Here is an 18,361-nt window from a genome sequence, read left to right on the forward strand (position 1 = left end):
CTCGTGGGACTCATCGGAGAGGTGCTGCTGCTGCCGTTCGCGCCCGTGCGCGGCAGCTCATGGGTGATCAGACAGGTCCTGGACGAAGCCGAACGTCTCTACTACGACCCGGTCGCGGTCAGGGCCGAACTCGCCAAGCTGGAAGAGCGGTTGGAGGCGGGCGAGATCGACGATGAGGAGTTCGACCGACAGGAGGACGAGCTTCTGGACCGGCTGGAGATAGGCCTGCGCGGTGGCGCGGGGACTGGCGACGGGACGGCACAATGAACCGAGTGGGAATGGGCCTCGCGATAGGGGCCGGATACGTTCTCGGACGTACGAAAAAGATGAAGCTGGCGATCGCGGTGGGTTCCCTCGTGGCCGGCAAGAAGATGAACCTGACCCCGAAGGGGGTCATGGATCTCGTCTCCCAGCAGCTGCAGAACAACCCTCAGTTCAAGGAGATCGGGGACCAGCTGCGCGACGATCTGCGCGGGGTCGGCAAGGCCGCCTCGGGCGCCATGGTCGAGCGACAGATCGACTCCCTCGCCGACCGTCTGCACGGCCGTACATCCCAGGTCCGCGACCAGCTTTCGGGCGTGGTGCCGGACGTGGGGGCCGAGGACGAGGACTCCGAGGACGAGGAGCGGGACGAGTACGAGGAGCCCGAGGCGGAGGAGAGCGAGGAGCCTGAGGCGGAGGAGAGCGACGAGACCGACGAGGCCGACGAGGGCGACGAGGCCGAAGCCGAAGAGGAGGAGCCGCGCCGGAGGCCGGCGGCCAAGAAGGCGCCCGCGAAGAAGGCCCCGGGCAGGCAGGCTCCCGCCAAGAAGTCGGCGGCGGCCAAGAAGGCTCCCGCCAAGAAGACTTCGGCCAAGACGGGGGCGGCCAAGAAGACCGCCACGAAGCAGACGGCCGGCAACAAGACCGCCGCGGCCCGCAGTGCCGGCCGTGGCGCCCGTCGGCTCCCGAAGGGAGGCGGTGAGTGATGTCCGAGACTCTCGGATCTGCGAAGGGTGCCGCCGACAAGGCGACGAAGAACAACCCGCTCACGGACGTGGCCAAGAGCGAGGCGGTCGACCGGCTCAAGAGCGAGGTGCAGGAATACCTCGCGGCCCAGGCCCAGCGCGTGCTGGTCGGCGCCGGCCGCAAGCTCGGCGAGACCACGGGCAAGCTGAACGACATAGCCGAGGGCAACAGCCCCGGCTTCGCCAAGCTCGCCCTCGACGGCGGTCGCAAGCTCGCCGAGGGCAAGGGGCCCCTGCGGAGCGCGCTGGAAGTCGGCGCCTCCCGCGTCAAGGACAGCGTGACCGGCGCGTTCAAGAACCTCGGCGGTGGCGGCGGTGGCAAGGGCAAGGGCAAGCGCGGGGCGGGCGGGAAGCCCACCGTCATCATGGAGCACATCGACGTCGGTGTGCCGCTGCGCACGGCCTACGACCAGTGGACCCAGTACCAGGACTTCAGCACCTTCGCCCAGGGCGTCAAGAGCGCGAACCGCGCGGACGACACGCACTCCGACTGGCAGCTGAAGGTCTTCCTGTCCAGCCGCAGTTGGAAGGCCACGACCACCGAGCAGGTGCCGGACGACCGGATCTCGTGGTCGTCCGAGGGCGCCAAGGGCACCACGAAGGGCGTTGTCTCCTTCCACCCGCTCGGCGACAACCTCACCCGCGTCCTGCTGGTCATCGAGTACTACCCCTCGGGCTTCTTCGAGAAGACCGGCAACATCTGGCGCGCCCAGGGCCGCCGGGCGCGGCTCGACCTCAAGCACTTCGCCCGCTTCATCACGTTCAAGGGCGAGGCGGAGGAGGGCTGGCGCGGTGAGATCCGCGACAGCGAGGTCGTCAAGGAGCACGACGACGCCGTGGCCGAGGAAGAGGAGGCCGCCCAGGCGGAGGGGGCGGACGAAGAGGAGTCCGCCGAGGGTTCCGCCCAAGAGGACGACGAGGAGTACGACGCCGAGGACGAGGAGGGCCAGTACGACGAGGAGGAGCCCGCCGAGGCGGACGAGGACGCCGAGGCAGAGTACGAAGAGGACGAGGAGGAGCCGGAGGCCGAGGCGGCTCAGGACGAGGAAGAGTACGAGTACGCCGACTCCGATAGCGGGAGCCGACGATGAGTACGCCCGGCCGCATGCCCGAGCCCTACGGTCAGGGCGGCGGCTCCAACCTTGCCGACATCCTGGAACGGGTGCTCGACAAGGGCATCGTGATCGCCGGTGACATCCGGATCAACCTGCTCGACATCGAACTCCTCACGATCAAGCTGCGGCTGATCGTCGCCTCGGTGGACAAGGCGAAGGAGATGGGCATCGACTGGTGGGAGGACGACCCCGCGTTGTCCACCCGCGCCCGGCGTGACGAACTCACCCGAGAGAACGCGGAGTTGCGGGAGCGGCTCGAGCGCCTTGAGCAACTCGAGCCCGCCCGGGCCGAGGAGGAGCGCTCATGACCGGACTGCGGTACGTGTACGCCGTCTGCCACCCCTTCGACACCCCTCTGCAGGCCCAGTTGACGGGGGTGGCCGGCGATCCGCCCAGACTGCTGCGACACCACGGACTGATCGCGGTCCTCAGCCGTGTGCCGGAGCGGGACTTCGCCGAAGAACCGCTCCACCGGCATCTGGAGGACCTGGACTGGCTGACCGCGACCGCCCGCGCCCACCAGGGCGTGATCGACGCGCTCACCGTCGTCACCACCCCGCTGCCGTTGCGGCTCGGCACCGTCTTCCGTGACGACAGCGGGGTCCGCGTGATGATCGAGGAGCGCGAGGACGCCTTCCGACGCACCCTCGACCGGCTGCGCGGCCGGGTCGAATGGGGCGTCAAGGTATACGTCGAAACGGAAACCGAGGGCAGCTCGGCCGACGAGGCCGACAGCGAGGCGCCGGCGGAGAAAGCCATGTCGGGCCGGGACTATCTGCGTCGGCGGCGCACCCGGGTGCGCTCGCGCGAGGAGATGTGGCAGCAGTCGGAGGCTTTCGCGAGCCGACTGCACGAAACCCTTTCCGGATATGCCGAGGATTCCCGGCTGCACGCCCCGCAGAACCCCGCTCTTTCCGGCGCCTCGGGACAGAACGTGCTCAACGCTGCCTATCTCGTGCCCCGCGCGGATTCCGAGAAATTCGTCGAAATGGTGGACCGGACGAAGGACGAGACGCCAGGAATGCGTGTGGAGCTCACCGGCCCCTGGGCCGCCTATTCCTTCGCGGGCGAGGAGGAGATCCGGTGACGGTGATCGAGCGCCGTGAGGTCGCCCTGGTGGACCTTCTCGACCGGCTGCTGGCCGGCGGGGTCGTCATCACCGGGGACATCACCCTGCGCATCGCTGACGTCGACCTCGTCCGTATCGACCTGAACGCGCTCATCAGTTCGGTGAACGCGCAGGTGCCGTCACCGTGGGGGGAGTCGTCGTGACCGAGCGCCGCAACCGGATGGACCTCGATCCCGACACCGTCGAGCGGGACCTGGTCAAACTCGTGCTGACCGTGGTGGAACTGCTGCGTCAGCTCATGGAGCGCCAAGCGCTGCGCCGCTTCGACGAGGGCGGCCTGAGCGAGGACCAGGAGGAGCGCATCGGGCTCACCCTGATGCTGCTCGACGACCGGATGGCCGAACTGCGCGATCGCTACGGACTGCGGCCCGAGGACCTGAATCTGGACCTCGGGCCGCTCGGACCGCTGCTTCCCCGGGAATGAATCTCCCGTTGCCTCCCCGGGAATGAATTCTGGTCGTCGACCGGGATTCATTCCCGGGTCAATTCATTCCCGGGGCAATTCACCACTTGTACCAGCGACCCCTGCCTCCACCCGCGGACGTACCCCGCATCAGGAAGCCCAGAAGCCATAGCACCAGAACAACCAGTGCAATCCACCAGAGCAGTTTTACCGCGAAACCGGCACCGAAAAGAATCAGCACCAGCAGCAGTACCAGCAGGATCGGAACCATAGTGTGAACCTCCTGCATTCCTAGTTTCCCGAAAGCGGGGATTCAGACTTGCTTTCGGCACAGAATCTCTCCGTGCAGCACACTGAACCACCCGTCTTCCCGCGCGCCCCATTCCCGCCAGGCCTTTGAGACGGCCCGCAGCTGCTCGCCGGTGGCGTGACCGTTCTCCGTGGCCCGCTCCGCGTAGTCGGAGGCCAGGGTGCGGTCCGCCCACAGGCCGCTCCACCAGGCCCGCTCCTCGGCGGTGGTGAAGGTCCAGGTGCTGGAGGTGGCCGCGACGTCGGTCAGACCCGCCTCCAGTGCCCAGGACTTCAGTCGGCGTCCGGCGTCCGGCTCACCGCCGTTGGCGCGGGCCACCCGGCGGTACAGGTCGAGCCAGTCGTCCATGCCCGTGGACGCGGGGTACCAGGTCATCGCCGCGTAGTCGGAGTCGCGGACGGCGATGAACCCGTTCGGTCTCGTCACCCGTCGCATCTCGCGCAGCGCCCGCACCGGGTCGCCGACGTGCTGGAGCACCTGGTGGGCGTGGACCACGCAGAAGGTGTCGTCCGGGAAGTCCAGCGCGTGCACGTCCGCGACCGCGAAGTCGACGTTGGTCAGGCCGCGTTCGGCGGCCGTGGCCCGGGCCCGGTCCAGGATGCCCGGCGCGTGGTCGACACCGGTGACGTGCCCGTCGGGGACCAGTTCCGCCAGGTCGGCGGTGATCGTGCCCGGACCGCAGCCGACGTCCAGGATCTTCATGTGGGGCTTCAGTGAACCGAGCAGGTACGCCGCCGAGTTGGCGGCGGTGCGCCAGGTGTGCGACCGCAGCACCGACTCGTGGTGCCCGTGCGTGTAGACGGCGGTCTCCCGTGCCTCGGACATGGCTGATCCCCTCTCGACGTAGCGGCGCTCACCGGGGCCTCGCGGCCCCTGAGGCGATACGCATCACCGTACGCCCGCATGTCGAATGATGAGACCCTGTGTCTTGCCATACGGACTGACGGGTAATCAGGACTAGGGCAGCGGCCGGTAGACGGTGAGGGCCTCCGGCAGCTTCTCCAGCGTCACCTCGCCGTCCACGTCGATGACTTCGCCGTCATAGGCCAGCAGCGTGCCCGGCCCGACGCCCGCCAGACGCAGACGGCCGACCTGGGCGGCCGCGTGCGCGGGGGAGCGGGTGAGCGGACCCGCGAGGGCGGCGGCGAGCAGCCGCAACGCGGGCCGGCGTCCGCCGTGCACGACCCGTACGTCGAACTGTCCGTCGGCCAGGTCGAGACGGCGGCCGGGCGTGAGGCCCATCCGGTGGTAGGTGCCGTTCCCGACGAACAGCAGCCACAGCGGCCGTGTCCTGCCCTGGAACTCGGCCTCCAGTGGATGCCGGTCGGCCCGCACCACGCGCAGCGCGGCGAGCACCCCCGCCGGCCAGCCGCCGATCCGGGACGACCAGCGCTCCCGCTCCCGCACCAGCTCGGGATACACGCCCAGGCTGAAGGTGTTGAGGAAGACGCCTTCCCGCCCGCCGTGGGTGAACCGGCCCACGTCCACCCGTACGCCCTCGCCCTCCTGGACGGCCCGGCTCAGATCGCGGACGCCCTCCACACCGAGGTCGTAGGCGAAGTGGTTGAGGGTGCCGCCGGGCAGCACCGCGAGGGGCAGGTCGTGGCGCAGGGCGATCTCGGCGGCGGCGTTGACCGTGCCGTCGCCGCCGCACACCCCGAGCACCCGGGCGCGGGCCGCCGCCTTCTCCAGCTCGGCCCGTATGTCGGCCGGCTCGCACTCGACGACCTCGGCTCCGGGCAGGCTGTCCCGCAGCGCGCGGACCCGGTCGGCGGTGCCCGACCCGGTGTTCGCGATCATGAACAGCCCCTCGCCGTCGGGCAGCGCGGGCACCCGGGCGCGCGGCCGGGCCGGCGGCACGACCTGGGCCCGGGTCGGCACCAGACGCCGTACGGCGAACGCGGCACCCACGCCCAGGGCCGCGCCGGCCAGCACGTCGCTCGGGAAGTGGGCGCCGGTGTAGACACGGGACGCGGCCACCGAGAAGGCCACCGGAGCCACCACCGCGCCCCAGGACGGCGACTCCAGGGCCACCCCGGCGGCGAACGCGGCCGCCGACGCGGAATGGCCGGACGGGAACGACGTGGTGATCGGCTGCCGCTTCAGCCGACGGATCAGCGGCACCGGGTCCAGCACCGGCCGTGGCCGGCGCACCGAGCGCTTGCCGAGGGTGTTGATGGTCACGGAGGCCAGGCTCAGCGAGGCCAGGCCGCGCCCGGCCGCCCGGCGGGCCCGCGGGGTGCGGCTCGCGGCCATCGCGGCCGCCGCGGCGAACCACAGCACCCCGTGGTTCGCGCTCCGGCTCAGCCGCGGCAGGACGCGCTCGGCGCCGGGCCAGCGGCGCCCGGCGGCGAACTCGAACACCCGGTAGTCGAGGGCCGGTAGCCGGTCGAGCAGGAGACGGGGGCCGGATTTCAGGACGGTGAGGTCGACGTCTGGGCTCATGCCCCGCGGGTACCCCGGCCCGCCCGGATCCTGTACGGCCCCCACCCGACCCGACCCCTGCCCTCCGACCCGACCCCTGCCCTCCGGTCCGAACGCCGGACCGGAGGGAAACCGGTTTGTCGAGGCGGGCCCCGGGACCGCAGACTGACTCCTCATGGGACACCTGGAAGCCGCGCACCTCGAGTACTACCTCCCCGACGGGAGGGCGCTGCTCGGCGATGTGTCCTTCCGGGTGGGCGAAGGGGCCGTCGTGGCCCTCGTCGGACCCAACGGCGCCGGCAAGACCACCCTGCTGCGGCTGATCTCCGGCGAGCTGAAACCGCACGGCGGGACCGTCACCGTCACCGGCGGCCTCGGTGTGATGCGGCAGTTCGTGGGGTCCGTACGGGACGAGACGACCGTACGGGACCTGCTGGTGTCGGTGGCGCCGCCCCGCATCCGCGAGGCCGCGCGGGCCGTCGACCAGGCCGAGCACGGCATGATGACCGTCGACGACGAGGCCGCCCAGCTGAGGTACGCGCAGGCCCTCTCCGACTGGGCCGAGGCGCGCGGCTACGAGTCCGAGACACTGTGGGACATGTGCACCACGGCCGCGCTCGGGATGCCGTACGAGAAGGCGCAATGGCGTCAGGTGGGCACCCTGTCCGGCGGCGAGCAGAAGCGGCTGGTCCTGGAGGCCCTGCTGCGCGGCACCGACGAGGTGCTGCTGCTCGACGAGCCCGACAACTATCTGGACGTGCCCGGCAAGCGCTGGCTGGAGGAGCGGCTGAAGGAGACCCGCAAGACGGTCCTGTTCGTCTCCCACGACCGTGAACTCCTCGCCCGCGCCGCCGAGAAGATCGTCTCCGTCGAGCCGGGCCCCGCGGGCGCCGACGCCTGGGTGCACGGCAGCGGCTTCGCCACCTACCACGAGGCACGCCGCGAACGCTTCGCCCGCTTCGAGGAGTTGCGCCGCCGCTGGGACGAGAAGCACGCCCAGTTGAAGAAGCTGGTGCTGAACCTCCGCCAGGCGGCCTCCATCAGCCATGAACTGGCCTCCCGCTACCAGGCCGCGCAGACCCGCCTGCGCAAGTTCGAGGAGGCGGGACCGCCGCCGGAGCCGCCGCGCGAGCAGGACATCACGATGCGCCTGAAGGGCGGCCGCACCGGAGTACGGGCCGTCACCTGCGAGGAACTCGAACTCACCGGCCTGATGACCCCCTTCGACCTGGAGGTCTTCTACGGTGAGCGGGTCGCCGTCCTCGGCTCCAACGGCTCCGGCAAGTCGCACTTCCTGCGGCTGCTGGCCGGCGACACCGTGGCCCACACGGGCCGGTGGAAACTGGGCGCGCGCGTGGTGCCCGGGCACTTCGCCCAGACACACGCGCACCCGGAGCTTCAGGGCCGTACGCTCCTCGACATCCTGTGGAAGGAGCACGCCCAGGACCGGGGCGCGGCCATGTCCCGGCTGCGCCGCTACGAGCTGACCAACCAGGCCGAGCAGGCCTTCGAGCGACTCTCCGGAGGCCAGCAGGCCCGCTTCCAGATCCTGCTGCTGGAACTCCAGGGCGTCACCGCCCTGCTCCTCGACGAGCCGACCGACAACCTCGACCTGGAGTCCGCCGAAGCCCTTCAGGAGGGCCTGGAGGCCTTCGACGGCACGGTCCTCGCCGTCACCCACGACCGCTGGTTCGCCCGCTCCTTCGACCGCTTCCTGGTCTTCGGCAGCGACGGCAGGGTCCGCGAGACGGCGGAGCCCGTGTGGGACGAGCGACGCGTGGAAAGGGCCCGGTAACCCGCAGGTCACCGGGCCCGGCCCCTCATCGGGGAGCGCGTCGCGGGCTCACTTCCAGCGCAGTAGGGCACCCATTCCGCCCGCCGGCGTCTCCATCTCCTCGGCCGCCGGCGCAGGGGTCACCGAGAGCACCGGGGCGCCCGTCGCGACCGCCGACCGGATCAGCGCGTCGTCCGCCCGCGCGGACCAGGAGTGCTGTTCGCCGAGGATCTTCAGATCCGTCCGGCGCATCGCCAGCTGGTCCGGGTCCTCGCCGATCCACACCTCGCGGTGCGCGTCGGGGCCGTCCGGGCGGATCAGCAGCTCGTCGATACGGTGCTCACGCGCCGCCTCGACCAGCGCGGGCACGCCCTCCACCGCTCGGGGGCGGCCGTCCTCGCCGGGCTCGCGGGCGGCCAGGAACCGCTCCAGCTCACGCTCGGCCCGCTGCCGTACGTGCTCGATGCGGGCCTGCTCCACGTCCTCGTCCAGCAGCCTGCTGCCGGCACCGTGCGGAGCCTCCACGACCAGGTCGCGCAGCCGCTTGGGCAGCCGGTCGTGCACGGACCGCCGCTCCCGGTCGTCACCCACCAGGACCAGCAGGTCGGCGTGGCTCTCCTCCTGGCAGACGGCGAGCGCGTCCGCGATCTCGGCCGCGTTGTGCTCCCAGGTGTTCTCCACCTTGAGCTGGAAGTGCCGCTCCGACCAGTCCGCCGAGCTCGTACGGTGTACGGGGTGCTGGCGGCCGGTGACCGTGCCCGCGTCCTGTCGGCCGAGCCCGGCACGCAGCTCGAAGTCGGCGCCCTTGCGGTCGACGTACGCCACCACGCAGACCGGGTCCTCGCCGGCCAGCTCGAGCAGCGGCGCGGTGTGCGGCAGCGGTGCCCACACCGATCGGTCGCCGTCCGGGGCCCGGGTCAGCGGCGGATCCAGGACCACCTCGCCGGCCCGTGCGAACAGGGCCCGCCCGTGCGGTTCGGAGGAGTGCCGCAGCTCCTCCAGTGCCTCCCGTACGGCCCGGCACGTCTCCTCGTCGGCGCCCTGCCGGGACAGCTCCCGGGACAGCGCCACGGCCGTCAGATGTCGTTCGTGGGCCGTGCCCTCCGTATGCCGGGAGGTGTCGACGTACACGGAGGCCCAGGGGCCCGGATGTTCGTAGAGTGGATGAAGAAAGGCGAGATCCATGGTTCTCTCCCGGATTCCGCTCGGGGGTAGTGCGCGCCGGGCGGGTACCCGAACCGTATGAACGAACACGACGAGCGGGGCCCCACGATGACCGGAGTCGAACCCAGTCGGCTGGACGACCAACAGCTCATGAAGGAGCTGGAGACCATCCACCGCACGCGGCACGACACGCTGCTGTACGCCTCGAACGACGCGCTGCGGGCCCACAACGATCGCATGGCTCAGCTCGAGGGCGAGTTCCTGCGCCGCAACCCGCACCGCCCGGTGGCCGCGAGCCGCACCCGCGAAGGGGCACGGGAACGCGGAAGCGGGGAGTCCACGACTCCCCGCTCCTGAACCCGTCGGACGAACCCGTCGGACGAACCCGTCCGGCGAACCCCTCGTGCCGGTCGCTCCTGAACTTCTACGGACCGGTCGGCGGGCCGGTCAGCGACGCGCCGGCGGCCGGTTCCAGTGCCGGTGCGCGGCCACGGACGCCACGAACTCCCGGGTGAACTCCTCGCTCGCGGCGCCCGGCGAGGTGTCCGTCACCACGCCCTGGTCGGCGACCACCCGGTGGAACTCGGTGGATATGTGCAGCCCCTCCGGTTCCAGCGCCGACAGGATCCCGACGCCCGAGCCGAGCGCGCCGACCGGCTTGCCGTGCCGATAGGCGTCCCGGACGAAGCGCATCGCGTCCGGGTCGGCGGTCGTCCCCGGAGTGCCCACCGGCCCGCCCGGCAGCAGGACGGCGTCGTAGAGCACCGAGGCCACGGTGGGCAGCGCACGGTCGACCGTGTACCGCTCGCCGTCGGCGCCCGCCACCGTGCCGTCCGTGGCCGCCAGCGCCTCCACGATCGCCCCTTCGGCCGCCAGTGCCTCCCGGACGGACGCCACCTGCTCGGGGTCGACGCCGTCGGTGACCAGGACCGCGATCTTCCGGGTGCGGATCGACCCGTCGCCACGCACCTGCTCCAGGCTCAGGGCGGGAGACGCCCCCTTGGACGCGGAGACCTTCTCGGTCGGCTCCGGCAACCCGACACCGGCCGCCACCTTGGCCGCCAACTCGCCGTCGACCTTGGCCAGTTGCTCGATCGTACGGGAGCGGACCGTGAGCGCGTCGACCTTGCCGAGCTCGAACCGGAAGGCGTCCACGATGTGCTGCTTCTCCCAGTCCGTCATGCTGTTCCAGAACAGCGCGGGCTGACTGTAGTGGTCCTGGAAGCTCGGGCTGCGCTGCCGGATCTTGTGCCCGTCCACGCGTTCCGCGTAGTGCGTGAACGCGGACGCGTCCGCCCCGGCGTGCGCCGGGCAGCCGCCGCCGAGCGAGTTCGGGGAGTAGTTCGTGCCCCGGTGGATCGCGCTCTGGTGGGAGCCGTCGCGCTGGTTGGTCCGCACCGGCGCCACCGGACGGTTCACCGGCAGCTGGGCGAAGTTGGGACCGCCCAGACGGGTCAACTGGGTGTCCAGATAGGAGAAGTTGCGGGCCTGCAGCAGCGGGTCGTTGGTGAAGTCGATCCCGGGGACGACGTTGGCGGTGTGGAAGGCGACCTGCTCGGTCTCCGCGAAGAAGTTCTCCGGGTTGCGGTCCAGCACCATCCGGCCGATCGGCCGGACCGGCACCTGCTCCTCCGGGATGAGCTTCGTGGCGTCGAGCAGATCGAAGTCGAAGGCGAACTCGTCCTCTTCCGGCACGAGTTGGACGCCCAGCTCCCACTCCGGGTACTCGCCCGCCTCGATCGCGTCCCACAGGTCGCCCCGGTTGAAGTCCGGATTGCGGCCCTGGCACTCCTGCGCCTCGTCCCACACCAGCGAGTGCACACCGAGGCGCGGCTTCCAGTGGAACTTCACGAACGTGCCGCGGCCCTCGGCGTTCACGAACCGGAAGCTGTGCACGCCGAAGCCCTGCATCATGCGGTAACTGCGGGGGATCGCCCGGTCCGACATCAGCCACATGATCGCGTGCAGCGACTCCGGCTGGAGCGACACGAAGTCCCACAGGGTGTCGTGCGCGGAGGCGCCGGTCGGGATGTCGTTGTGCGGTTCGGGCTTCACCGCGTGCACGAAGTCGGGGAACTTGATGCCGTCCTGGATGAAGAAGACGGGGAAGTTGTTCCCGACCAGGTCGTAATTCCCCTCCGACGTATAGAACTTGGTCGCGAAGCCGCGCACGTCCCGCACGGTGTCCGCCGAGCCCTTCGGCCCCTGAACCGTCGAGAACCGCACGAACACCGGCGTCCGCACCGCCGGATCCTGGAGGAACGCGGCACGGGTGAACTCCGCGCACGACTCGTAGGGTTCGAAGTAGCCGTAGGCGCCCGCGCCCCGGGCGTGCACCACCCGCTCCGGAATCCGCTCGTGGTCGAAGTGGGTGAGCTTCTCCCGGAAGTGGAAGTCCTCCATCAGCGTCGGCCCGCGTCCGCCGGCGCTCAGCGAGTCGTCGGTGTGGTCGACCTCCACACCCTGGTCGGTGGTGAGCGGTCCGGCGGTCGGGTCGTCCGCGTGGAACGTCTCGCGCTGCCGTTGCTTGTCGTCTGCGGGGTCCATCACGCGGCCTCCTCGGCGAACACGTCCAGATATGACTCGCAGAACGCCTTGAGGTCGTCCGGCTTACGGCTGGTGACCAGCTTGTTGTTGCCGTGGTCGCAGACCTTCACCTGCTCGTCCACCCAGGTGCCGCCCGCGTTGCGGATGTCCGTCCGCAGGCTCGGCCAGGACGTCAGCACCCGGCCCCGGACGACGTCCGCCTCGATGAGCGTCCAGGGGGCGTGACAGATCGCGGCCACCGGCAGGCCCCGCTCGAAGAAGTCCTGGACGAACGCCACGGCCTTCTCGTCCATCCGCAGGACGTCCGGATTGGCCACCCCGCCCGGCAGGACCAGCCCGCCGAAGGAGTCGGCCGACGCTTCGCCCACCACCTCGTCCACGGGGAACGTGTCCGCCTTGTCGAGGTGCTCGAAGGCCTGGATCCGGCCCGGCTCCGTCGACACGAGCACCGGTTCGTGGCCCGCGCTCCTCGCTGCCTGCCACGGGTCGGTCAGCTCGATCTGCTCGACACCCTCGGGTGCCGTCAGAAACGCAATGCGCATGATGGTTCAACGACCTTTCCTGGAAAGCTTCTTGGCGCGCGGCGCCCGCCAGTGGGCCTCGTCGCTCGTCGCGCGCTTCTTTCTCGCGCCGGCCGCACGTCGACAGCGCAGCAGCTCCTCGCCGTACGGCAGCAGCACACAGACCCCGATCGCGGCGCCGATGCCCGCGAGATAGCCGGGTGACAGCGGCCGCCGGCGCGGTACCAGCCGCCAGGCGTCCGGATCGTCCCGGCCACCTCGCAGCAGCGACTTCACCTGGTCGGCGTGCAGGCACATCAGCGAGGCCAGCGCACCGAACGGCAGCGACTCCAGAAAGCTGTGGATGTGCTGCTCGATCGGCTTGACCTCACGGTCGCTGTCGACGGCCGTGCGTACGTCCCACAGGGCGGTGGCCTCGTGCACGGCCGCCCCGCCCAGCTGCACGCTCAGCAGCAGCGGATTCACCTCGTAGCGCAGGGTCAGCGCGATGGGGAGGCCGACCTCGGCCATCATCAGCGAGTGGATGAGGGACTCCTTGGTCCCCGCGGTGTCCTCAATACGGGTGCGCCGGTGCATCGCCCAGTCGGCCAGACCGGGCACGAACCAGCTGGGCAGCAGCCCGTACAGCAGGTAGCGCGTGGTCACCTCGCCGACGTCCACGGTGGTGCCGGTGGCGGCGATCCGGGCGGTCTGGTCGCGGACCGGGCTCACAGGACCTCCCGCCCGTCGCCGCCGCGCTCCTCGCCCGGCTCGGCCCGGCTGATGTCGGCGAGCGTCGAGTCCGGGTCCTGGGCCTCGGCGAGGTCACCGAGGCTCACCATCCCGACCGGCAGCCCGTCCTCGACCACCGGCAGCCGACGCACGGCGTGCGCCCGCATCAGCGCCACCGCCGCCGCCACCGGGTCGTCGGGGGCGACCAGCACCGGGTCGGGCGTGCACACGGACTGGGCGCTCACGGTCATCGGGTCCACGCCGTCGGCGACGGCGCGGACCGTGATGTCCCGGTCGGTGAGCACTCCGACGACGTGCTGTCCGTCGGCCACCAGGACGTCGCCGATGTTCTGCGCGCGCATCAGCTGCGCCGCCTCGACGAACGAGGCGTCCGGACGGACGGCGACCACACCGGCCGTCATCACGTCCTTCACGAAGACGGCCGTCATCGTCGGCCTTCCGCCGGGGCGTCCGTCCCACGGGTCAGTGCCCGCGCGAGTTCCTCGAGATTGGCCTGGCGCTCCCTGCGCGGCAGCCCTTCCACGGCCTCGACCAGGGAGTCGGGCGCGCTCTCACGGCGCAGGACGTGCGCCAGGTCGCCGGCGCTCGCGGGGAACGAGCCGCGGCCCAGGCTCCGGGCCAGCTCCAGCCGGACCGCCTCCAGTGACGCCCCGGCGCGCGGTGCCACCGGCCCGCCCGCGATCTCCGGATCGTCGTCGGCGGTCGGTTCGGGGTCGTTCCACTCCTCGGCCCGGGTGGAGTGCCCGGACCGCAGTAGACCCTGTAGTTCGTGCTTCATCTCGTCGTCGCGGTGGCGGCTGAGCCGGTCGCTGCCTCGCTGCATGTCTCCCTCCAGAGCTTCGGGTTCGCACCGCGTACCCGAGGACCGGAGACCGACACGGGGTTTGCGTCCCCGATGCCGGGAGACCCGGCTTCGCACCCCCCGCGCACATTCCCGCAGAAGGACAGGCCATGGCGGTGCTCGCTGTGATGATTCCGCTCCTCATGCTCGGCGTGCTGCTGGCACTGGGCCGCTACGAGGAACTGCTGCTGCCCGGTGACGAGGCCGACCGGTACGAACCGGCCGTCGCCCCGCCCACGGCGGCTTCCGTCGCTACTTCTCCCGGCCCGGCAGGAACTCCTGCATCTTCGCCTTGAGCCCCTGCCTGATCACGGCCCCGCGGTCCGCGTCGCCCTTGAGGATCGAGGCGGCCGCCGCCTCCATCTGGTCCCAGGTGGCGTGCGGTGGGATCGGCGGTACGGCAGGGTCGGTGAGGAACTCGATCACCGCGGGCCCGTCCGCCTCCAGGCCGGCCCGCCAGCCCGCCTCCACGTCCTCCGGCTTCTCCACCCGGATCCCGGTCAGACCCAGCGAACGGGCGAACGCCGCGTACTGCACGTCCGGCAGCTCCTGCGAGGGCAGGAAGGACGGAGCGCCCTCCATGGCCCGCATCTCCCAGGTCACCTGGTTGAGATCGTGGTTGTTCCAGACGGCGATGATCAGCCGCGGGTCCTCCCAGAGGTCGCGGTACTTGGCCGCCGTGATCAGTTCCGCCATCCCGTTCATCTGCATCGCGCCGTCGCCGACCAGCGCGATCGCGGGCCGGTCCGGGTGTGCGAACTTCGCGCCGATCGCGTACGGCACGGCACAGCCCATCGTCGCGAGCGTCCCGGACAGCGAGCCCCGCATCCCGGGCCGCATCGTCAGGTGACGGGCGTACCAGTTCGCCGTCGACCCCGAGTCGGAGCTGACGATCGCGTCGGACGGCAGCAGCCGATCCAGTACGTGCGCCACGTACTCCGGGTTGATCGGGTCGGCCGACTGCCGGGCCCGTCCCTCCATCACGCCACGCCAGCGCGTCACGTTGTCGCACACCGTCTCGTACCAGTCGCGTTCGCCCCGCTCGGCGTCCAGCATCGGGATCAGCCGCTTCAGGGTCGCCTGCGCGTCGCCGACGAGATTCACCTCGTAGGGATAACGCATCCCGACCATGTGCGGGTCGATGTCGATCTGCACCCCCCGCGCCTTGCCGAACTCCGGCAGGAACTGGCTGTACGGGAAGGAGGACCCGATGGTCAGCAGGGTGTCGCAGTCCCGCATCAGCTCGTACGACGGGCGGGTGCCGAGCAGGCCGATCGATCCGGTGACGTACGGGAGTTCGTCGCTCAGGGCGTCCTTGCCGAGCAGCGCCTTCGCCACGCCCGCGCCGAGCATCTCGGCGACGCGTTCCACCTCGGTCCGCGCGCCGGCCGCGCCCTGGCCGACCAGGATCGCGACCTTGTCGCCGGCGTTGAGGATCTCCGCCGCCCGCCGCAGCGACCCCTCGGACGGAACCGCCGTCGAGGAGCGGTGGTCCAGGCTGGAGGGCACCATCTTGAACTCGTGGGTGGGCGCCGAGTAGCCGAGTTCCTGCACATCGCCGGGGATGATGATCGCCGTCGGACACCGGCGCCCGTACGCGGTGCGGATCGCCCGGTCCAGCACGTTCGGCAGCTGCTCGGGCACCGTCACCGTCTCCAGGAAGTCGGAGGCGACATCCTTGTACAGCGTGTGCAGGTCCACTTCCTGCTGGTACGAGCCGCCCATCGCGGTGCGGTGCGTCTGTCCGACGATCGCCAGCACCGGCACATGGTCCAGCTTGGCGTCGTACAGCCCGTTGAGCAGATGGATCGCACCGGGCCCCGAGGTCGCCGCGCACACTCCGAGGCGGCCGCTGAACTTGGCGTAGCCGACCGCCTGGAACGCGGACATCTCCTCATGCCGGGACTGGATGAAACGGGGCTGGTTGTCGGCGCGCCCCCAGGCGGCGAGCAGGCCGTTGATGCCGTCGCCCGGATAGCCGAAGACCTGCTCCACACCCCACTCGCGCAGCCGCTGAAGGACATGGTCGGAGACCTTGGTGCTCATGTACGGACCTCTCGGACATAGGTGACACACATAGCAGCGCTACGAGTCACCCGGCGCGCCGCCGGAAAACCTTTCGGGGTGTTTGCGGCAGGGGGTCGGGGGCAGGCGCTGTACCAGTGCTTCGGACCGGAGGCACGTCCGTGGGAGCGGCCACTCGGCCGCCCCGGACGCGCCTGCCCGATCCTCGGACGCGCTCCCACGGTGACCGTTCAACCCCGGCACGACTCAGGGAGTTGCAACGCGTATGCCCACTCATGTGAGCGCGAGGCACCGTCCGCACAACGACTCACCCGACACCGCGGAGGCCTTCCGCGAACTCGCCGCGCTTCCCCCCGGCCAGCGGCGAGACACCCTCCGTGACGGCATCGTCGAGGCCTGGCTGCCCATGGCCCACCGCATCGCGTGCCGCTTCCGCAGCCGCGGCGAGAACCTCGACGACCTCCGCCAGGTCGCGGCCCTCGGTCTGGTCAAGGCCGTCGACCGCTACGACCCCGAGCGCGGCAAGGCCTTCGAGAGCTACGCCGTACCCACCATCACCGGCGAGATCAAGCGGCACTTCCGCGACCACATGTGGACGCTGCACGTACCGCGCCGGGTGCAGGATCTGCGTAACCGGGTCCGCTTCGCCGGTCAGGACCTGGCCCAGACCGTCTCCGGGCGCCGGCCCACCGTCGCGGACATCGCCCAGCACGCGAACATGACCGAGGAGGAGGTTCGCATCGGCCTGGAGGCGTTGGACAGCTTCACCGCGCTGTCCCTGGACGCGGACCTGCCCGGAGGCGAGGGCGGGTACTCCCTCATTGACGCGCTGGGCTCGCCCGACCCGGCCCTGGACATGGTGGTCGACCGGGAGGCCGTGAAGCACCGGCTCGCCGCGTTGCCGGAGCGTGAGCGGGCGATCCTGTACATGCGGTTCTTCGGCGACATGACCCAGAGCCGGATCGCCGAGCAGCTGGGAATCTCGCAGATGCACGTGTCCCGGCTGATCAGCCGGTGCTGCGGGCGGGTGCGCGAGCAGGTGATGAAGGACGTCGCCCCGTAGGGCCTCGTCGCCTTGGGTGAGCCCGGGTCCTCTCGACCCCGGGTGATCCGGCCTGTCTGCCGGAGGTGTCCGCGGGGCCCTGGGGACCGTCGTCCGAGTGCACTCCTGGTGTCACCCGCTCGGCGGTCCCCGTCCCGCGAATGGTGTCCGGCCGCGCGCGGCCCGGCGGTGGGCGGGCTGTGATGGCTGCGGGGGCACGACCGCCGTGTCCCGCAGTCGGCCGAAGGAGTTCACCCCATGCGCCGCAGCGCACGTGCCCTGTCCGCCGCCGTCCTGGCCGGTGCCGTCATCGGCCTCGCCGTGCCGGTCGCGTCCGCCGAACCTACAGCGGAACCGGTCGCGTCCGCCGAACCTACAGCGGAACCGGTCGCGGAGCCGCCGGTCGCGGAGCCCGTCGAAGAGCAGCCGTTCGCGGTCGAAGAGCCGGTTGCGGAGTCGGTCGAGGAGTCGGTCGACGAACCGGCCGACGATCCAGTCGACGCATCGGTCGACGGATCGGTCGAGGAGCCGGTCGCGGAACTGGCCGCGGAAGTCAGCCCGAGCAGCGTGTCGCCGGGCGGCAACGTCACCGTCTCCGTCTCCTGCGATCCGACCGGCGGCTCCCCGCCCGGCTCGATCACCGCCACCTCGCAGGCCGTCGACTCGGGCAGCGTCCAGCTGGGGCTGGTCTCCGGCGACGACGGCACCGACGGCAACGCCGACGCGGTGGCCGCCGGGCCCGCCTACCGAGGCACGGCCCGTATCGCCCCCGACGCGAACTTCGAGGGCGGCCAGGATTCCGCCGCCCAGGACTCCCCGTGGACCGTGGACGGCACCTGCCCGACGGCACCCGGCGGACACGGCAGGCAGTGGAGCGCCAAGTTCACCGTGAACCGGGGGAGCGGCACGGCGTGCACCGAGTCGTACGGCAGCTCCTGCGCCAGCCACCGCCCCTGCGCCGAGCCACAGGCAGCCGAGCCCCAGACAGCCGAGGCACAGACACAGGCCGACCCCTGCCACGCCGCCGGCATCCAGCACGGCGTCCGGGCCGGGGAGGGAGGCACCTTCACCGACTCCGTGCCCGCCCTGGTCGCCGGTGGCCTGCTGATCACGGGCGCGCTCGGCGCCGCCGTCCACCGCCTGCGACGCAGGGAGCACACCAGCGACCGTTGACCTCTCCACCGGCACCGCAGCCGACAGCGGACCCCTCCATCGTGTGATCCGCGCAACCCACATCCGCGCTCATGGCACCGCGCCACCCGGGGTACTACCAGCCCTAGGACACGACCCGCCCCACACGACCCACCGGTCGCGTCGGCCACTTCGG

22 protein-coding genes are annotated in these 18,361 nt (G+C 70.9%); 12 read left to right on the plus strand and 10 right to left on the minus strand.

Annotated features, from left to right (window positions below):
• The first annotated feature begins 3 nt into the window (after positions 1–3).
• Genes AB0H86_RS29520 through AB0H86_RS29550 form a run of 7 tightly spaced genes read left to right on the plus strand, consistent with a single transcriptional unit; the run spans position 4 to position 3,675 of the window.
• Positions 4–267, plus strand: a complete 264-nt coding sequence (locus AB0H86_RS29520; RefSeq protein WP_362445259.1) for a gas vesicle protein GvpG — start codon at positions 4–6, stop codon at positions 265–267.
• Positions 264–968 carry a DNA primase gene (locus AB0H86_RS29525; protein WP_362445262.1) on the plus strand — a complete coding sequence of 235 codons (705 nt, stop codon included), beginning with the start codon at positions 264–266 and terminating at the stop codon, positions 966–968. Before AB0H86_RS29520 ends, AB0H86_RS29525 begins: the two co-directional genes overlap by 4 nt.
• A complete protein-coding gene (locus tag AB0H86_RS29530) occupies positions 968–2,098 on the plus strand; it encodes an SRPBCC family protein (RefSeq protein ID WP_362445264.1) in 1,131 nt (376 codons plus the stop codon). Before AB0H86_RS29525 ends, AB0H86_RS29530 begins: the two co-directional genes overlap by 1 nt.
• Positions 2,095–2,430, plus strand: a complete 336-nt coding sequence (locus tag AB0H86_RS29535) for a gas vesicle protein (protein WP_362445267.1) — start codon at positions 2,095–2,097, stop codon at positions 2,428–2,430. The genes AB0H86_RS29530 and AB0H86_RS29535 overlap by 4 nt, the downstream gene beginning before the upstream one ends.
• Positions 2,427–3,209 (plus strand): GvpL/GvpF family gas vesicle protein, encoded by a 783-nt coding sequence (locus AB0H86_RS29540; protein WP_362445270.1) that lies wholly within the window; start codon positions 2,427–2,429, stop codon positions 3,207–3,209. The genes AB0H86_RS29535 and AB0H86_RS29540 overlap by 4 nt, the downstream gene beginning before the upstream one ends.
• On the plus strand, positions 3,206–3,394 hold the full coding sequence (locus tag AB0H86_RS29545; RefSeq protein ID WP_356769898.1) for a gas vesicle protein: 189 nt from the start codon (positions 3,206–3,208) through the stop codon (positions 3,392–3,394). The genes AB0H86_RS29540 and AB0H86_RS29545 overlap by 4 nt, the downstream gene beginning before the upstream one ends.
• Before the next feature lie 17 nt (positions 3,395–3,411).
• On the plus strand, positions 3,412–3,675 hold the full coding sequence (locus tag AB0H86_RS29550) for a gas vesicle protein K (protein ID WP_362445634.1): 264 nt from the start codon (positions 3,412–3,414) through the stop codon (positions 3,673–3,675).
• 79 nt (positions 3,676–3,754) lie between these two features.
• Here the strand turns inward: AB0H86_RS29550 and AB0H86_RS29555 are convergent, their stop codons facing one another.
• From AB0H86_RS29555 to AB0H86_RS29565, 3 genes are all read right to left on the minus strand, one after another.
• A complete protein-coding gene (locus AB0H86_RS29555) occupies positions 3,755–3,925 on the minus strand; it encodes a hydrophobic protein (protein WP_362445274.1) in 171 nt (56 codons plus the stop codon).
• A gap of 42 nt (positions 3,926–3,967) precedes the next feature.
• Positions 3,968–4,789 carry a class I SAM-dependent methyltransferase gene (locus tag AB0H86_RS29560; protein WP_362445277.1) on the minus strand — a complete coding sequence of 274 codons (822 nt, stop codon included), beginning with the start codon at positions 4,787–4,789 and terminating at the stop codon, positions 3,968–3,970.
• A 132-nt stretch (positions 4,790–4,921) separates the two neighbouring features.
• Positions 4,922–6,409, minus strand: coding sequence for a phosphatase PAP2 family protein (locus AB0H86_RS29565; protein ID WP_362445280.1), 1,488 nt, complete (start codon positions 6,407–6,409; stop codon positions 4,922–4,924).
• 154 nt (positions 6,410–6,563) lie between these two features.
• Between AB0H86_RS29565 and AB0H86_RS29570 the strand changes: the two genes are divergently transcribed.
• Complete coding sequence (locus tag AB0H86_RS29570) at positions 6,564–8,183, plus strand: ATP-binding cassette domain-containing protein (RefSeq protein WP_362445283.1); 1,620 nt, start codon at positions 6,564–6,566, stop codon at positions 8,181–8,183.
• Positions 8,184–8,231: 48 nt separating this feature from the next.
• Here AB0H86_RS29570 and AB0H86_RS29575 read toward each other — a convergent pair whose 3' ends face one another.
• Complete coding sequence (locus AB0H86_RS29575; RefSeq protein WP_362445286.1) at positions 8,232–9,347, minus strand: Vms1/Ankzf1 family peptidyl-tRNA hydrolase; 1,116 nt, start codon at positions 9,345–9,347, stop codon at positions 8,232–8,234.
• Positions 9,348–9,404: 57 nt separating this feature from the next.
• On the opposite strand from AB0H86_RS29575, the gene AB0H86_RS29580 reads away from it, so the two are divergent.
• Entirely contained in the window at positions 9,405–9,683 is a 279-nt protein-coding gene (locus tag AB0H86_RS29580; RefSeq protein WP_362445289.1) for a DUF6158 family protein, read from the plus strand.
• Positions 9,684–9,773: 90 nt separating this feature from the next.
• On the opposite strand, the gene AB0H86_RS29585 is transcribed toward AB0H86_RS29580, so the two are convergent.
• From AB0H86_RS29585 to AB0H86_RS29605, 5 genes are read right to left on the minus strand one after another with little or no spacing between them, the layout of a single operon-like run.
• Complete coding sequence (locus AB0H86_RS29585) at positions 9,774–11,873, minus strand: catalase (protein WP_362445637.1); 2,100 nt, start codon at positions 11,871–11,873, stop codon at positions 9,774–9,776.
• A complete protein-coding gene (locus tag AB0H86_RS29590) occupies positions 11,873–12,415 on the minus strand; it encodes a type 1 glutamine amidotransferase domain-containing protein (protein ID WP_362445292.1) in 543 nt (180 codons plus the stop codon). The genes AB0H86_RS29585 and AB0H86_RS29590 overlap by 1 nt, the downstream gene beginning before the upstream one ends.
• 6 nt (positions 12,416–12,421) lie before the next feature.
• Positions 12,422–13,105, minus strand: a complete 684-nt coding sequence (locus AB0H86_RS29595; RefSeq protein WP_362445295.1) for a diguanylate cyclase — start codon at positions 13,103–13,105, stop codon at positions 12,422–12,424.
• The gene (locus AB0H86_RS29600; RefSeq protein WP_362445298.1) at positions 13,102–13,554 is read right to left on the minus strand and encodes a CBS domain-containing protein; all 453 of its coding nucleotides are present in this window, start codon (positions 13,552–13,554) and stop codon (positions 13,102–13,104) included. Before AB0H86_RS29600 ends, AB0H86_RS29595 begins: the two co-directional genes overlap by 4 nt.
• Complete coding sequence (locus AB0H86_RS29605; RefSeq protein ID WP_362445301.1) at positions 13,551–13,949, minus strand: DUF2795 domain-containing protein; 399 nt, start codon at positions 13,947–13,949, stop codon at positions 13,551–13,553. Before AB0H86_RS29605 ends, AB0H86_RS29600 begins: the two co-directional genes overlap by 4 nt.
• Positions 13,950–14,077: 128 nt before the next feature.
• Here AB0H86_RS29605 and AB0H86_RS29610 point away from each other — a divergent pair, with 128 nt between their 5' ends.
• The gene (locus tag AB0H86_RS29610) at positions 14,078–14,263 is read left to right on the plus strand and encodes a hypothetical protein (RefSeq protein WP_362445304.1); all 186 of its coding nucleotides are present in this window, start codon (positions 14,078–14,080) and stop codon (positions 14,261–14,263) included.
• Here AB0H86_RS29610 and AB0H86_RS29615 read toward each other — a convergent pair.
• Entirely contained in the window at positions 14,220–16,013 is a 1,794-nt protein-coding gene (locus AB0H86_RS29615; RefSeq protein ID WP_362445307.1) for a thiamine pyrophosphate-requiring protein, read from the minus strand. The genes AB0H86_RS29610 and AB0H86_RS29615 overlap by 44 nt on opposite strands.
• A gap of 244 nt (positions 16,014–16,257) precedes the next feature.
• Between AB0H86_RS29615 and AB0H86_RS29620 the strand changes: the two genes are divergently transcribed.
• Both AB0H86_RS29620 and AB0H86_RS29625 read left to right on the plus strand, forming a co-directional pair.
• Positions 16,258–17,055 carry an RNA polymerase sigma factor SigF gene (locus AB0H86_RS29620; RefSeq protein WP_362445310.1) on the plus strand — a complete coding sequence of 266 codons (798 nt, stop codon included), beginning with the start codon at positions 16,258–16,260 and terminating at the stop codon, positions 17,053–17,055.
• Between the two features lie 237 nt (positions 17,056–17,292).
• Positions 17,293–18,207, plus strand: coding sequence for a hypothetical protein (locus AB0H86_RS29625; RefSeq protein WP_362445313.1), 915 nt, complete (start codon positions 17,293–17,295; stop codon positions 18,205–18,207).
• The last annotated feature ends 154 nt before the right edge of the window (positions 18,208–18,361 follow it).

Origin of the sequence: Streptomyces sp. NPDC050997 (assembly GCF_040660135.1) — a bacterium.
Taxonomy (GTDB): Bacteria; Actinomycetota; Actinomycetes; order Streptomycetales; family Streptomycetaceae; genus Streptomyces.